This window comes from Amycolatopsis sp. lyj-90 (genome assembly GCF_046549035.1).
Classification (GTDB): Bacteria; Actinomycetota; Actinomycetes; order Mycobacteriales; family Pseudonocardiaceae; genus Amycolatopsis.
In genome coordinates, this window is sequence record NZ_JAJPWP010000006.1 from 217,786 (window position 1) to 232,247 (window position 14,462).

14 protein-coding genes are annotated in these 14,462 nt (G+C 69.3%); 3 read left to right on the forward strand and 11 right to left on the reverse strand.

The features are described from left to right. Positions 1-36: 36 nt before the first annotated feature. The 8 genes from ACLJPX_RS24245 to ACLJPX_RS24280 form a co-directional block, all read right to left on the reverse strand. Positions 37-513 carry a hypothetical protein gene (locus ACLJPX_RS24245; protein ID WP_410602088.1) on the reverse strand — a complete coding sequence of 159 codons (477 nt, stop codon included), beginning with the start codon at positions 511-513 and terminating at the stop codon, positions 37-39. Positions 514-563: 50 nt separating this feature from the next. Beyond that, on the reverse strand, positions 564-1,361 hold the full coding sequence (locus ACLJPX_RS24250) for an ABC transporter permease (protein ID WP_410602089.1): 798 nt from the start codon (positions 1,359-1,361) through the stop codon (positions 564-566). Next, complete coding sequence (locus ACLJPX_RS24255) at positions 1,339-2,139, reverse strand: 2-aminoethylphosphonate ABC transporter permease subunit (protein ID WP_410602090.1); 801 nt, start codon at positions 2,137-2,139, stop codon at positions 1,339-1,341. The genes ACLJPX_RS24250 and ACLJPX_RS24255 overlap by 23 nt, the downstream gene beginning before the upstream one ends. Next, the gene (locus ACLJPX_RS24260; protein ID WP_410602091.1) at positions 2,136-3,197 is read right to left on the reverse strand and encodes an ABC transporter ATP-binding protein; all 1,062 of its coding nucleotides are present in this window, start codon (positions 3,195-3,197) and stop codon (positions 2,136-2,138) included. Before ACLJPX_RS24260 ends, ACLJPX_RS24255 begins: the two co-directional genes overlap by 4 nt. Further along, positions 3,194-4,213: a 2-aminoethylphosphonate ABC transporter substrate-binding protein gene (locus ACLJPX_RS24265; protein ID WP_410602092.1), complete on the reverse strand. Its 1,020-nt coding sequence runs from the start codon at positions 4,211-4,213 to the stop codon at positions 3,194-3,196. Before ACLJPX_RS24265 ends, ACLJPX_RS24260 begins: the two co-directional genes overlap by 4 nt. A gap of 16 nt (positions 4,214-4,229) precedes the next feature. Then, positions 4,230-4,904 carry a phosphonatase-like hydrolase gene (locus ACLJPX_RS24270; protein ID WP_410602093.1) on the reverse strand — a complete coding sequence of 225 codons (675 nt, stop codon included), beginning with the start codon at positions 4,902-4,904 and terminating at the stop codon, positions 4,230-4,232. Further along, positions 4,898-6,010 carry a TIGR03364 family FAD-dependent oxidoreductase gene (locus tag ACLJPX_RS24275; protein WP_410602094.1) on the reverse strand — a complete coding sequence of 371 codons (1,113 nt, stop codon included), beginning with the start codon at positions 6,008-6,010 and terminating at the stop codon, positions 4,898-4,900. Before ACLJPX_RS24275 ends, ACLJPX_RS24270 begins: the two co-directional genes overlap by 7 nt. Positions 6,011-6,192: 182 nt before the next feature. Further along, positions 6,193-6,969 (reverse strand): GntR family transcriptional regulator, encoded by a 777-nt coding sequence (locus tag ACLJPX_RS24280; RefSeq protein ID WP_410602095.1) that lies wholly within the window; start codon positions 6,967-6,969, stop codon positions 6,193-6,195. Positions 6,970-7,348: 379 nt separating this feature from the next. Here ACLJPX_RS24280 and ACLJPX_RS24285 point away from each other — a divergent pair, with 379 nt between their 5' ends. After that, complete coding sequence (locus tag ACLJPX_RS24285) at positions 7,349-8,155, forward strand: S1 family peptidase (RefSeq protein WP_101606564.1); 807 nt, start codon at positions 7,349-7,351, stop codon at positions 8,153-8,155. Positions 8,156-8,227: 72 nt separating this feature from the next. Here the strand turns inward: ACLJPX_RS24285 and ACLJPX_RS24290 are convergent, their stop codons facing one another. Beyond that, positions 8,228-9,334: an NAD(P)H-dependent flavin oxidoreductase gene (locus ACLJPX_RS24290; protein ID WP_410602097.1), complete on the reverse strand. Its 1,107-nt coding sequence runs from the start codon at positions 9,332-9,334 to the stop codon at positions 8,228-8,230. An 8-nt stretch (positions 9,335-9,342) separates the two neighbouring features. Next, positions 9,343-10,959: an acyl-CoA synthetase gene (locus ACLJPX_RS24295; RefSeq protein WP_199193128.1), complete on the reverse strand. Its 1,617-nt coding sequence runs from the start codon at positions 10,957-10,959 to the stop codon at positions 9,343-9,345. 61 nt (positions 10,960-11,020) lie between these two features. Here ACLJPX_RS24295 and ACLJPX_RS24300 point away from each other — a divergent pair, with 61 nt between their 5' ends. Next, positions 11,021-11,809, forward strand: a complete 789-nt coding sequence (locus tag ACLJPX_RS24300) for a crotonase/enoyl-CoA hydratase family protein (protein WP_101613057.1) — start codon at positions 11,021-11,023, stop codon at positions 11,807-11,809. Between the two features lie 9 nt (positions 11,810-11,818). Here ACLJPX_RS24300 and ACLJPX_RS24305 read toward each other — a convergent pair whose 3' ends face one another. After that, positions 11,819-13,378 carry an acyl-CoA synthetase gene (locus ACLJPX_RS24305; protein WP_410602098.1) on the reverse strand — a complete coding sequence of 520 codons (1,560 nt, stop codon included), beginning with the start codon at positions 13,376-13,378 and terminating at the stop codon, positions 11,819-11,821. Between the two features lie 98 nt (positions 13,379-13,476). Here ACLJPX_RS24305 and ACLJPX_RS24310 point away from each other — a divergent pair, with 98 nt between their 5' ends. Next, the gene (locus ACLJPX_RS24310; protein ID WP_410602099.1) at positions 13,477-14,460 is read left to right on the forward strand and encodes a Zn-ribbon domain-containing OB-fold protein; all 984 of its coding nucleotides are present in this window, start codon (positions 13,477-13,479) and stop codon (positions 14,458-14,460) included. The last annotated feature ends 2 nt before the right edge of the window (positions 14,461-14,462 follow it).

Here is a 14,462-nt window from a genome sequence, read left to right on the forward strand (position 1 = left end):
GGACGGAACGAGGCCGTCGTGGGGTTGCACATGATCTCAACCTGCTTCCAGGACGATGGCCCGCGGCCCGATCGGCTCGGCGAGTTTCACCGGCAGGACGGCGTAGCGGATGACCTGCGGGCACATCTGCCCCGGCTTGCCGTGATCGATCTTCACCTTGATCACGACCCGCTGCGCGTTCTGCTCGGCGAGGTTCGCCGTCGCCTCGTCGCAGCCGCTCAGCTCGACGTGCACGTTCAGGCCGCCGTTCTCGGCGCTGACCTGCGCGGGCACCTTGGCCTCGACCTGCGTCGGCGGCAGCATCTTGTCCGAGGGCGGCGGGCCGACGGTCGGTCGTGAGACCGGTGGTTTCGCGACCGGCGGGCTGGCCGGGAGCGAGGTGGGCAGATCCGAGGGGGTGGTGACGGCCGGTGGGGTGCTCGTGGTCGCCGGTGCTCCCGGGCCGCCCGCGCCGCAGGCGGCCGTCGCGGCGAGCACGAGCCCCGCGCCCAGCGTCTTCGCTGCGTTCTTCATGGCGGCTGGACGGAACGAACCGGGTGAACGGTTGCATCACCGCTGTTCGTTCACCGCTGTGCCGCGCGGCCGCGGGCCAGTCCCAGGATCACCACCCCGGCGAGCGTGACGGCCAGCAGCAGCACCGTGCTCGCCGACGCGAGGAACACCTGCCCCCGGTCCGTGAGCGCGAAGATGCCGGCGGGCAGGGTGCGCCAGTCCGGCGGGTACAGCATCATCGTCGCGCCCAGTTCGCCCATCGACATCGCCAGCGCGAGGCTCGCCGAAGCCGAGATCGACGGCAGCAGCACCGGGAGCCGCACCCGCAGCAGCACACGGACCGGCCCCGCGCCGAGGCTCGCCGCCGCCTGCGCCAGCAGCGGGTCCATCCGCGCGATCGCGGCGGAGACCGTGCTGTAGGAGAACGGCAGCAGAATCATCAGGTGCCCCAGCAGCACGATCCAGCGCGTGCCGTTGAAGGCCAGCGGCGGACGGCTGAACGCGACCAGCAACGCCAGCCCCAGCACCACCGACGGCACCGCGATCGGCAGGTGGAACAGGGTGTCGACGGCCTTCCGCACCTTCGGCGGAGCGGATTGCGACGCGAGCGCGGCCCACGTCCCCAGCGCGACCGAGACCACCGAAGCGATGACGCCGGTCTGGATGCTCACCGAGAGACTCGCGAAGGTCTCCCCGGACAGCGCCTGCGCGAAATGCGAGCCGGTGAGCGCGCCCGGCAGCAGTCCCGTCCAGTTCCCGGCGACCGACGCCAGCACGATCATCAGCAGCGGCGCCAGCACGATCGCGGTGAACAGCACCGCGAACACCACCCACAGCAGGACTCGGCTACGCCTGGTCCACAGCAGCACGAGGGCCTCCCTTCGTCAGTCGCCGGTAGGTTCCGTACAGGGCGAGGGAGAACACGACGTTGACCACCGCGATGACACAGGCCTGCGGGAAGTCGAACGTCACGATCCCCTTGCCGTAGACCAGCATCGGCAGCGTCGTGACGTCCTTGGCGCCGAGGAACAGCACGATGCCGAACTCGTTCATCGCCAGCAGCATGGTCAGGCAGGCGCCGGAAGCCAGTGACGGCAAGGCTTCCGGGAGGATCACCCGGCGCAGCACGCGGCCGGGTTTCGCGCCGAGACTGGCCGCGACCTCCATCTGCGCCGAGGAGACCTGGCCGAACGCGGCGAGCGCCGGCCGCATCACGAACGGCGTGTAGAAGGTGATCTCCGCCAGCAGGATCCCGAACGGCGAGTACAGGAACCCGCCCGCGCCCAGGATCCCCGCGCTGCCGTAGATGAAGGTGAACGCGAGCGCGATGAGGAACGACGGGAACGCCAGCACGGTGTCCACCAGCCTCGAAAGCGTGCGCGCGCCGGGGAACGGCACGAACGCGATCACCAGCGCGAGGAACGTCCCGAGCACGACGCAGCCCGCGGTGGCGCCGAGCGCGAGCGCGACGGTCTTCCAGGCGGCGTCCCGGAATTCCGCCGAACCCAGGACGTCCAGCCACACCGACAACCCGAACTCGCCGGTCTTCGATTCCAGGGATTGCAGGACGACCAGCACCAGCGGGTAGCCGAAGAAGCCGAGCAGGACGAGCACCGGTGGCAGCAGGAGCCAACCGCGACGGGTCATCCGATACCCACCAGCGGGCAACCGTCCGGAATGGACACTCCGACCTTCTCCCCCACGCCCGGCAGCCCCTCGACGTCCGGCACCTCGGCCCGGACCTCGTCCCCGTTGTGCGCGAGTTCGAGGTCGAGCCGGAAGCCCGTGCCACGCCACTGGACGCCGCGCAGCACCGCGGGCAGCGCGCCGGGGGCGTCCACCGCGGTGATCCCGATCCGGTGGGGCCGCACGCCCAGCGCGACGGGCTGCCCCGCCCGGATCGGGCCGGACGGGTCGGCCGCCAGTTCGCGATCACCGAGCCGCACCCGGGTGCCGTCGGCCTGGATCAGCTCGACCGGGATGAGGTTGGACGCGCCGAGGAAGCTCGCGGTGAACTCGGTCGAAGGACGCTGGTAGAGCTCGCGGCTCGGCCCGAGTTCTACCAGCTTGGAATCGCGCATGACGGCGATCCGGTCGGCCAGCGCCAGCGCCTCACCCTGGTCGTGGGTGACGTAGACGATCGTGGTGTCGGGCAGCTCGGCCCGCAGCCGCAGCAGTTCCGCGACCATGTCCTCGCGCAGGGCGGCGTCCAACGCGGACAGCGGCTCGTCGAGCAGCAGCACCCGCGGCCGGATGGCCAGTGCCCGCGCGAGGGCGACCCGCTGTTGCTGCCCGCCCGAGAGCTCACGCGGATAGCGCCGGGCGTATTTGCCCATCCCGACCAGTTCCAGTGCCTCGGCGACCCTGCTCGCCGTCTCGGCGCCAGGTGTTTTCCTCGCCTTGAGCCCGAAAGCGACGTTGGCCTCGACCCGCATGTGCGGGAACAGCGCGTAACTCTGGACGACCACCCCGAGGCCGCGCCGGTGCGGCGGCAGTTCGGTGACGTCCTCGCCGTCGAGCAGGACCCGGCCGGTGCTCGGCACGACGAAGCCCGCGAGCGCCTTCAGGGCCGTCGACTTGCCGGAGCCGGACGGCCCGAGCATCGCCAGCGTCTCCCCTCTCGCCACGGTGAGATCCAGTGGCGAGAGCGCGGTCGTCTGTCCGAAGCGGACGGACACCCCGCGGAACTCGACCGCCGGGGTCATCGGCCGACGGCCTTCTTGTACGCGGCGAGGTCGGCGTCGAGCTTCGCGAGGACGGTGTTCCAGTCCGGCTGCCAGATCTCGACGCCGTCGAGGGCGGCCTTCACCTTGTCCGCCCGCGGCCCGGACGGCGTGACGTCGGTCCGCGACGGGGCACCGAAGGCGTCCACCGCCTTGCCCTGCACCTCCGGCGAGAGCAGGAAGTCCAGGAACTTCTTGGCGTTCTCCGCGTGCGGGGCGTTGTTCACGAGACCGGCGTAGTACGGGAGCGCGAACGTGGACCGCTTGCCCTGCGCGTCGGCCGGGAAGAAGATCTCGAAACCGCCGCTCTTCTCGATCGAGGCGAGGTTCATCTGCACGTCGCCGTTGGCCACCAGGATCTCGGCCTTGGCCACCTTCGGCTGCAGCTTGCCGGTGGAGGACGACGGGCCGACGTTGTTGGCCTCGAGTTTCGCGAGGTACTCGAGCGCGCCCTGCTCGCCGAGGACGTGCTGCAGCTGCAGCAGGACCGCGGTGCCGTCACCCGCCTCGCCGGGGGTCGAGTACTGGAGCTTGCCCTTGAGCGCGGGCGCGAGCAGGTCGTCCCAGGTCTTGGGCGAGGCCTGCGGGTTGCGGATGAAGCTGAGGTAGTTGTTCATGATGGCGAAGTAGCGGCCCTGGCCGTCCTTCTGCCCGGCGGGGACCTGGTCGATCCCGGACGGCGCCGTGGTGGCGAGCAGGCCCTGCGACGCGGCCCGCTGGATGAACGGCGGGAGGGTGACCAGGATGTCGGCCTGGGTGTTGGCCTTCTCCTTCTCCACCCGGGAGGCGACCTCGCCCGATCCCGCGGTCACCGCCTGGACGGTGATGCCGGTCTTGGCCTTGAACTCCTCGACGCGCTGTGCGTACCAGTCTTCGAGACCGTCCACTGTGTACAGCGTGACGGTCTGGTCGCCGGACGCGCCTCCGGCGGTGCCACCACAGGCGGCCAGGGTGATCGTGAGCAGCCCGGCGAGGGCGGCGGCCGCGAGTTTCTTCATGTCGTCAAAGCTCCTTTTAGGACAGCAGGGTGGGGAGGTCGCGGACGGATGCGAGGACGTGGGTGGCACCGGCGGCTTCGAGTTCCGGCTTCTTCGCCGATCCGGTGAGCACGCCGGCGACGAGCGAGGCGCCGGACCGGAGCCCGGTCTGGACGTCCGACGGGGTGTCGCCGGCGACGGCGACCCGGCGGACGTCGGTGATTTCGAGCCGCAGCGCGGCGGCGAGGACGAGGTCGGGGAACGGGCGGCCGCGGACGCCTTCACCCGGCGCCAGCACGGCGTCGGCGAGGCCGTGCCAGCCCAGCGCGTCCAGGATCGCGTTCTGCGTGCTCGCGGCGAAACCGGTGGTGAGCGCGACCTTCACCCCTTGGGCGCGCAGTTCCTGGATCGTGTCTTCGGCGCCGGGGATCGGCTCGCAGTGGCCGTCGGCGACGAGCTTCCCGTAGGCGTCCTGGAAGGCGGTGTTCGCGCGCCGGGCGAGTTCCTCGTCCCCGGCGAGCAGGGCACGGAAGACGACGATCTTGGACTGCCCCATGGTTTCGACGACGTAGTCGAGCATCCCGGGGTACCGGCTGTCCTCTTCGGACACTCCGGCGGCTGCGATCGCCTCGGTGAAGGCGCGGATCACCAGGCCGTCGTCGGCGACGGTGGTCCCGGCCATGTCCAGGACGACGAGTTCGGTGTTCACCACGACAGCTCCTCGGCGGTGTCTTCGGCGATGGCGGGCGAGCAGGTCATGCCCCGGCCGCCGGGTCCGGTGACGAGCCACGCGTTGTCCGCGACGCGGGCGCGGTGGACGATCCGCGAGGTGTCGGTGGTCTGGGCGTAGACCCCGGCCCAGCGCCGGGCGATCCGCGGGAGCGGCCGTCCGAGCAGCGCCCCGGCGACCTCGGCCAGGTGGTCGTACGGGTCTTCGGTGGTGTCGAAGGAGAACGGCTCGTCGTACTCGTGCGTGTCGCCGATGGTCAGCGAGCCGTCGAGGCGCTGGACCATGAGCAACTGCATGGCGTTGGCGGCGGCGATCACACCCTGCGGCTGCCCGCTGTTGAGGCTGTCGAGCGCGGCGCCGCGGTACGCCGGGTAGTACCGGAAGCTGTCCGCGTCGGCGACCGTGGTGGTGAGGGTTTCACCGAGTGGCTCGGTCTGGGCCATCTGCAGCCGCACCCGGCGGACCGGGGTCTGCCCGGCGAGCTCCTTGACCAGGCCACCGGTCCAGGCGCCGGTGCACAGAACGACGACGTCGCCTTCGTGGGTCTCGCCCGTGTCGTCGACGACACCACGGGTGGTCAGGTCGCGGATCTCGCGGCCGGGCACCCAGGTGTAACGGCCGGATTTCGCCAGTTCGGCGCGCAGGGCGGGCTGGGCGACGCGCGGTTCGACGGCGGCGTCGCGATCGCACCAGAGCGCGCCGAGGAGGTCGCCGCGCAGGGCCGGGTTCAGTTCGCGGGTTTGCGCGGCGTCGAGCAGCTTGAAGCCGCGGTCCTCCGTGCTCGCCGCCGCGGCCTGGGCGACGGCGAGTTCCGCCTCCGTGCGGACGACGGTGAGGGAGCCGTTCGGCCGGAAGCCGATCCCCGGGACTCGGTCACCGATGCGCTCCCACAGCACTCGCGCCCGGGCGGCCGTCTCCAGTTCGGGGCCGGTGGCGCGGCCGCCGACCCAGACCAGCCCGAAGTTGCGGACGGACGCGCCCCGGGCCTCGGGCTCGCGTTCGATCTGGACGACGTCGTGACCGCGTTCGACGGCCTGCCAGGCGTGCTGAGTGCCGAGCACTCCGCCGCCGATGATGAGGATTCGCACCCCGCAGACGCTCGCCTGCCCGCACCAACGCTCCGTGACCGCAGTCCTAACCCCAGGTGAAGTACCCCCGAAATGTGGACCAGACCTGTTATCTTCGCGTTACATTTCACCGCGGGTAGCCCTCTGCTTGCGGTCGTTGAAAGTGCAAGCATCGCATCTGGAGGACTAAATGGGCGGAGGGGTCACTCCACGCGGCCCAAGCGGGTCTCGAACGAAAGGCGGTCACCCCGGAAAAGCGACCGGACGCGCTCGAAGGGGACGCCGTCGGTCCCCCAGGAGGTCCGGTGCATCAGCAGCATCGGCAGTGCCGGATTCGTCCCGATCAGCAGCGCCTCCCGCGGGGTGGCGAGCACGGTCTCGACCCGCTCCTCGGCGCCGTCGAACACCACGCCGAGCCTTTCCCGCAAACACGCGTAGAGCGACTGTGTGGGATCGAACACATCCATCAGGGTCGGGAATCGCGCGGCGGTGAGATAGGTCGATTCCAGCCCGACCCGCTCGTCGTCGGCGAGCAGCACCCGTTCGATGTGGATGACGTCGTCGTCGGGATCGATTTCCAGTTCCGAAGCCAGCGAAGGACCCGCCTCCCGGCGTTCCAGTGAGATCAGATTCCGGCCCGGCTGAATGCCCTGCCTCCTGAGTCCTTCGGTGTAACTCACCAAAGCGAGCGGCTGGACGAGCTTGGGGCCCGCGACATAGGTGCCGCTCCCCTGCCGCCTGCTGAGACGGCCTTCGAGCACGAGCTCACCGACGGCCTGGCGGACCGTCGCGCGGGAAACCTCGAAACGTTCGGATAGTTCCCTTTCGGTGGGAAGTGCCGCTCCTTGCCCCAATTCGGAGATCACGTCGAGCAGCTCGACTTTGACCGCGTAATAGCGGGGAATGCGGCCGTGTTCGGGAATTCCGTCCCGTACCGGGCCGTCGGCAGTTGGATGGGCTTTCGGTGACCGTGTTCTCACTGTCCAGATCTTAGGCCGAATTCACCTGACCTGTACTGACCCGAACGAAGTGTTCATGCCACGCTCACACTCGTGGACGAAACGGGCACCTCGTTCGGCGGATCGCCCGCCACGCGGACCGGGCCCCGGTCGAGGTGACCGTCCGTGCCCACGTTCAGCCTTCCGGCGGTTCCGGCGCTCGCCGGCTCCGGAGTAGGGGCACTAGGCACTCCGGCCTAGGCCATTCGTCGGCAGTACGCGACGAACGTCCGTTAATCACCATCATCGGCCCAAAGATCCGAAGAAAGTCGGTTGTCCCGGCATCGGGCGACCTGCTGTAGTCAGTTGGCCGCAGTCAGTCTCCCTGCCTCCACTGTGGACAGCCGGAAGGAATGAACCCTTGGACATCAAGCGTCGGTTCAGCCTGCTCAAAAAGACCCTGATCGCCGTCGCGGCGGCCGGAACCCTGGCGGGTCTCGCCACGGCTCCGCAAGCCGCGGCCGCTCAGCCGCCGTCCACCGACGTGGTCGGTGGCACCCGAGCCGCTCAGGGCGAATTCCCCTGGATGGTAAGGCTTTCCATGGGCTGCGGCGGTGCGCTCTACACCTCGCAGATCGTGCTGACGGCCGCGCACTGTGTGTCGCGGACCGGGGCCAACACGAGCATCACCGCCACCCTCGGCGTGGTGGACCTGCAGAGCGGCTCGGCCAAGAAGGTCAAGTCGACCTACGTGCACCGGTCACCGACCTACCCCACCTCCACCGGTGGTGACTGGGCCCTGATCAAGCTCGCGAGCCCGGTCACCGGGATCGCGACGCTGCCGATCGCCACCACGACGGCCTACAACAGCGGTACGTTCACCGTCGCGGGCTGGGGTGCCGCGTCCGAGGGCGGGGCGCAGCAGCGTTACCTGCTCAAGGCCACCGTCCCGTTCGTCTCCGACGCGACCTGCAAGGCGCAGGGCGGCAGCTACGCCGACCTGATCGACAGCGCCGAGATCTGCGCGGGCAACGTCAACTCCGGCGGCGTCGACACCTGCCAGGGTGACTCGGGCGGCCCGATGTTCCGCCGCGACAGCGCCAACGCCTGGATCCAGGTCGGCATCGTCAGCTGGGGCGAAGGCTGCGCGCGGCCGCGCGCTCCCGGCGTCTACGCCGAGGTGAGCACCTTCGCGACCGCGATCAAGAACGCGGCCGCCGGGTTGTAGCTTCGACGCACGGCATGCACTGAAGGTCCCCTTCACCACAACGACGTGGTGGAGGGGACCTTCTCTTTCGCTTCAGCGGGTTTTGTCCAAACGCGACAGTGCTTCCTCGTATCCCGAGACCAGTTCCGAGATCACGTCGGCGACCGGGCGCACCCGGTCCATCCGCCCGACGATCTGGCCGACCGGCATCGAGACCACGCTCGGATCCGCCGCGTGGTGGATCCGGTTGTGCGCGTGGGAGACCAGCAGGTTCTGCAAGGGCATCGGCAGCGGTTCGGGCGCGTCGGGCGAGGCCCACGCCTCGGTCCACCGCGTTTTGAGCAGCCGTGCCGGTTTGCCGGTGTAGATCCGCGTCCGGACGGTGTCGGACGAGCCCGCCGCGACCAGCGCGCGCTGCATCGCCTCGGACTCCCCCATCGTCTGGAGGTACTCCTCGGTGGCGAGCCAGAAGGAGCCCATCCACACCCCGGACGCGCCCAGCGCGAGCGCCGCCGCGACCTGCCTGCCCGAGCCGATCCCGCCGGCGGCGAGCACCGGCACGCGGTCACCGACGGCGTCGGCCACTTCGGGCAACAGCACCATCGACGCGATCTCGCCGGTGTGCCCGCCCGCCTCATAACCTTGCGCCACAACGATGTCGACGCCGTTCTCGACGTGCCGGACGGCGTGCTCGGCCTTGCCCGCCAACGCCGCGACCGGCACACCCTTCGCGTGACACTGCTCGATGACGTCCACCGGCGGCGAGCCCAAGGCGTTGGCGATCAACCGGATGGGGTGTTTCAGCGCGACCTCGACATGCGACCGGGCGACCGAATGCAGCCAGCCCAGCACTCCCGCGCGTTCGTCGGTGTCGTCCGGTAGCGGCGGCACCGCGAGATCGCGCAGCGTCCGCTCCACGAAGTCGCGATGCCCCTGCGGGATGTGCTTCGCGAGATCGATCGACGTCCCTTCGGCCGGGATCTTGGCGGGCATCACGATGTCGACGCCGTACGGTTTGCCGCCGGTGTTCTCGTCCATCCAGGACAGGACGGCGTCGAGTTCGGCGGCGTCGTTGAACCGCACGCAGCCCAGCACGCCCAGCCCACCCGCCCGGCTGATCGCCGCGGCGACGTGTTCGGACGGGGTGAACCCGACGATCGGCAGGTCGATCCCGAGCCGGTCGCACAGAGACGTGCGCATGGAACTCCTTACGCCGGTTGGATGGTGACGGGCTCGTGCTCGGTCGCGTAGCGCTGAGCCCAGGGATAGTCCGGTTTCCCGCTGGGCGACCGCCCGATCTCCTCGGCGAGCCACAGGCTGCGCGGCACCTTGTACCCGGCGATCTCGCCCCGCACGTGTGCTTCGAGCGCGGCGAAGTCCAGCTCCTTGCCGGTCCGCGGCTGGATCACCGCGGCCACCCGCTGACCGAGCCGGTCGTCGGGGATACCGATGACGAGCGCGTCGAAGACGTCCGGATGCGACTTGAGCGCACCCTCGACTTCTTCCGGATACACCTTCTCGCCGCCGGTGTTCACGCACTGTGAGCCCCTGCCGAGCAGGGTCACCGTGAGGTCTTCCTCGTAGCGCGCGTAGTCACCCGGGACGACGTACCGCTTGCCGTCGATCTCGACGAAGATCTTCTCGGTCTTCGCGGGGTCCTTGTAGTACCCGAGGGGAACGTGCCCGCGCCGGGCGATCAGCCCGATCGCCCCCGGTTCCGGATCGACGAGCGCGCCGTCGTCGTCCACCAGGATGGCGTCCTTGCCGAAGTTGACGCGGGGGCCGGCGGAATGGTCGCTGTCCTTGCTGACCATGCCGATGCCGGTGAACCCGCTTTCGGAGGAGCCGATCGCGTCGGTGATCACCACGTGCGGGAGCATCGCCAGGAATTCCTGCTTCACCGACTGGGAGAACAGGGCGGCGTGACTCGACACCGCGACGATCGACGACGCGTCGTAGTCGCCCTCGCGGTAGGCGTCGATCAGCGGCCGCGCCATCGCGTCGCCGACGATCGTGAGCACCTGGACCTTGTTGTCCTGCACGGCTTTCCAGACTTCGTGCGCGTCGAACCGCGGGACGAACACGACCGGGCTGCCGGTGAACAGCGCGCCGAACGCGGCCCACTGCGCGGCGCCGTGGATCAGCGGCGCCGCCGGGAGCCGGACCAGGCTGCCCGACTTGCCCTGTTCCGCGAGCGTCCATTCGTCGGGGACGTACTCGCCGGTGACGAAGTTGATGCCGCCGCCGAGCGCGCGCCAGATGTCCTCGTGGCGCCACAGGACGCCCTTCGGGTACCCGGTGGTCCCGCCGGTGTAAAGGATGTAGATGTCGTCGGCGCTGCGCTCGGCGAAGTCGCGCTCGGGTGAGCCTTCGGCGAGCGCGGCTTCGTAGTCCACACCACCGTAGGACGAGCAGTCGCCGTCGCTTCCGTCGTCGACAACGACAACGTGTTTCAGTTTGGGGGTTTCCGGCAGGACGGCGGCGACCTTGTCCGAGTACTGCCGCTCGTGGACCAGCGCCACGAGGTCGGCGTTGTCGAACAGGTACCGCAGTTCGCCGTGGACGTAGCGGTAGTTGACGTTGACCGCGATCGCGCGCAGCTTGTACGCGGCGATCATCGATTCCAGGGCTTCGATCGAGTTCCGGGAATAGACACCGATGTGGGATCCAGGTCCCACGCCGTGTGCCGCGAGGTGATGCGCCAGCCGGTTGGCGCGCTCTTCCAGTTCGGCGAAGGTGACCCGCCGATCGCCGCAGACGACCGCGATGCGCTCCGGCACGGCGTCGACGGCGTGCTCGAGTAGATCCGCGATGTTGAGTGCCACTCGCTCAAAGTAGAACATGTTATCGTTCTGGGCAATGGCCGCTCTTTTGACGGAGGTCCCGGTGGGCGAACCGCACGCACTGGTGGAAAAGATCGACCACACCCTCGTGGTCACCATGAACCGGCCGGAGGCCCGCAACGCGCTCAGCGGCGAAATGCTCGGGATCATGGTCGAGGCGTGGAACCGGGTCGACGAGGACGACGACGTCCGCTGCTGTGTGCTCACCGGCGCGGGCGGCGCGTTCTGCGCGGGCGCGGACCTCAAGTCGATGTCGAAGAACTCGCCGAGCGACTCGTTCGAGAAGGGCACGTTCGACCCCAGCCGGATCGAGGGCCTGCTCAAGGGACGGCGGCTGACAAAACCGTTGATCGCGGCCGTCGAAGGCCCGGCGATCGCGGGCGGGACGGAGATCCTGCAGGGTACGGACCTGCGCGTCGCGGGCGAGAGCGCGAAGTTCGGCGTGTCCGAGGCGCGGTGGAGCCTGTTCCCGATGGGCGGTTCGGCCGTCCGGCTCCCCCGCCAGATCCCGTACACCGTCGCCGCCGACCTGCTGCTGACCGGACGCCATATCAAGGCGAGTGAGGCGCTGGAGATCGGCCTGATCGGGCACGTCGTCCCGGACGGGAAGGCACTGGACAAGGCCATGGAGCTGGCGGGCCTGATCGCCGCGAACGGGCCGCTCGCCGTCCGCGCGATCCTCAAGACCCTGCGCGACACCGAGGGCATGCACGAGGAAGAGGCCTTCAAGCTCGACGCCCAGTACGGCATCGAGGTCTTCGCGAGCGAAGACGCGAAGGAAGGCCCCCGCGCCTTCGCCGAGAAGCGCAAGCCCGTCTTCCGGGGCCGCTGACCCCCGGGGTCAGGGGGCGCGGTGACCCTCCCAGTAGGGGTCGCGGAGCTTGCGCTTGTAGAGCTTCCCGTTCGGGTCCCGCGGGAGTTCGGGCAAGTAGCCGACCGAACGCGGGAGCTTGAACTTCGCCAGCCGGGCGGCCGCGTACTCGAGGATCTCCGCGGTCAGCTCCTCGGAGGGTTCGACACCGTCCGCGGGCTGCACGACGGCCTTGATCGCCTCGCCCCAGTCCTCGTGCGGAACGCCGAACACCGCGACGTCGGCGATCTTCGGGTGCATCACCAGTTCGCCCTCGATCTCCGCCGGGTAGACGTTGACCCCGCCCGAGATGATCAGATCCGCCTTGCGGTCGTGCAGGAAGAGATAGCCGTCGTCGTCGAGATGCCCGACGTCGCCGAGGGTGAAAAGGTCCCCGACCCGCGCCTTGTCCGTCTTGGCCCGGTCCTTGTGGTACTCGAACTTCGAGTCGCCCATCTTCATGTACACCGTGCCGGTCTCGCCGGGGGGCAGTTCCGTGCCCTCGTCGTCGAGGATCTTGATCGTCGACCCCGGCCACGGCAGCCCCACCGAACCCGGTTTCTTCAGCCATTCCTCACCCGAGATCGCCGTTCCGCCGCCTTCGGTGGCCGCGTAGTACTCGGTGACGACCGGGCCCCACCAGTCGAGCATCCGGCGTTTGACCTCGAGCGGACAGGGCGCGGCGCCGTGGATCATCACGCGCAGCGAACTCAGGTCGTGGGCCGCGCGGACGTCGTCCGGCAGCCCGAGCAGGCGGCGGAACTGGGTCGGGACCATGTGGCTGTGCGTGACGCGGTGCCGCTCGATCAGCCGCAGCATGTCCTCGGCGTCCCAGCGGTCCATCAGCACCGCCGTATGGCCCAGCTGCAGGGAAATCGCGACGAAGTTGAGCACCGCGGTGTGATAGAGCGGCGACCCGCACAGATGGACGTGGTCGTCGTGCGGCGCCAGCCCGAAGATCCCGAAGAACCACGTCGACGCGCCGGGAACGGAGTCGGGGTCCGCGCCGGACAGCGGCCGCCGGACGCCTTTGGGCCGCCCCGTGGTCCCCGACGTGTAGAGCATCGGCGAGCCCGCCGTACGCCGCTCCGGACGTCCGTCGCCCTCACCGGAACCCAGTTCCTCGATCCGCCGGAATCCCGGGACGTCACCGACGGCGAACCGGCCGCGTTCGGCGATCCCCGCCTCGTCGGCGGCGGCGATCGCGACGTCGGCGAACCGTTCGTGCGCGAGGAACGCCTTGGCGCCACTGTCGGAAAGGATGTAGGCGACCTCGGGTCCGACCAGGTGCCAGTTGACCACCACGATGTACAGACCGGACTGGATGGCGGCGAAGTAGGCCGCCACGAGTTCGTCGCCGTTGGGCTGCAGGACGACGACCACGTCGCCGGCTTCGAGCCCGAGGGCCTGCAGGCCCCGGGCGTACGCGTTCGCTTTCGCGGCCAGGTCTCCGTAGCCGATCGAGCGGCCGTCAGGGTCGACGAGCGCGACCCGCTCCGGCTCCTGCGCGGCGATGTTCCAGATCCCAAGTGTCCCCGTAGCAGTCGACATACGCGCAAATCTAGAACGCGTTCCACTCAAGAGCAACCGCCAGCAAGGCCCAGAAGGCCGATCTTGCTGGAATTTCGAGAACGTGTTTCACTCAGACTGTGAGCGCACCTGAACTCCCGCTGTCGGCCCCGCTCAACGTGGGCTTCGACTACACGCGTTCGGTCGGCCCGGTGCTCGGCCGGTTCGTCAACGCCCTGCGCGAGCGCCGTGTCGAAGGCGTCCGGGGCAGCGACGGCCGCGTCCACGTGCCGCCGCTGGAATACGACCCCGTGACCGCCGAAGCGCTGTCCGAATTCGTACCGGTCGCCTCCGAGGGCGAGATCGTGTCCTGGTCCTGGATCGCCGAACCGCTCGACGGCCAGCCGTTGTCGCGGCCGTTCGCGTGGGCGCTGGTCAAACTCGACGGCGCCGACACCTCGATCCTGCACGCCGTCGACGCGGGCAGCCCTGAAAACGTCCACACCGGACAGCGAGTGCGCATCCGGTGGGCCGAGGAGACTGTCGGCCACATCAGGGACATCGCCTACTTCGTCCCCGCCGACGGCCCCGACACCGAGCCCACCGAGGCGCCACCACCGGTCGCGAAACGCGAAGAAGGCGCGCCCGTCAGCGTGGTGATCACGCCGATCCACCTGAAGTACGAGCATTCCGCGTCGCCGGAGGAAAGCCGGTACCTGCGCGGGCTCGCCGAAGGAAAGCTGATCGGCCAGCGCTGCCCGTCGTGCGAGAAGGTCTACATCCCGCCACGCGGCGCCTGCCCGACCGACGGTGTCCCGACCACCGACGAGGTCGAGCTGCCCGACACCGGCATCGTCACCACGTTCTGCATCGTGAACGTGCCCTTCCTCGGCCAGAAGATCAAACCGCCGTACGTGGCGGCGTACATCCTGCTCGACGGCGCGGACATCGCGTTCCTGCACCTCGTCCTCGGCTGCGACGCCGCCGACGTCCGGATGGGCATGCGCGTGCGCGCCGCCTGGAAACCCCGGGACGAATGGTGGACGTCGCTGGAGAACATCGGCCATTTCGCACCGACCGGCGAACCCGACGCGCCGTACGAATCCTTCGCCCACCATCTGTGAGG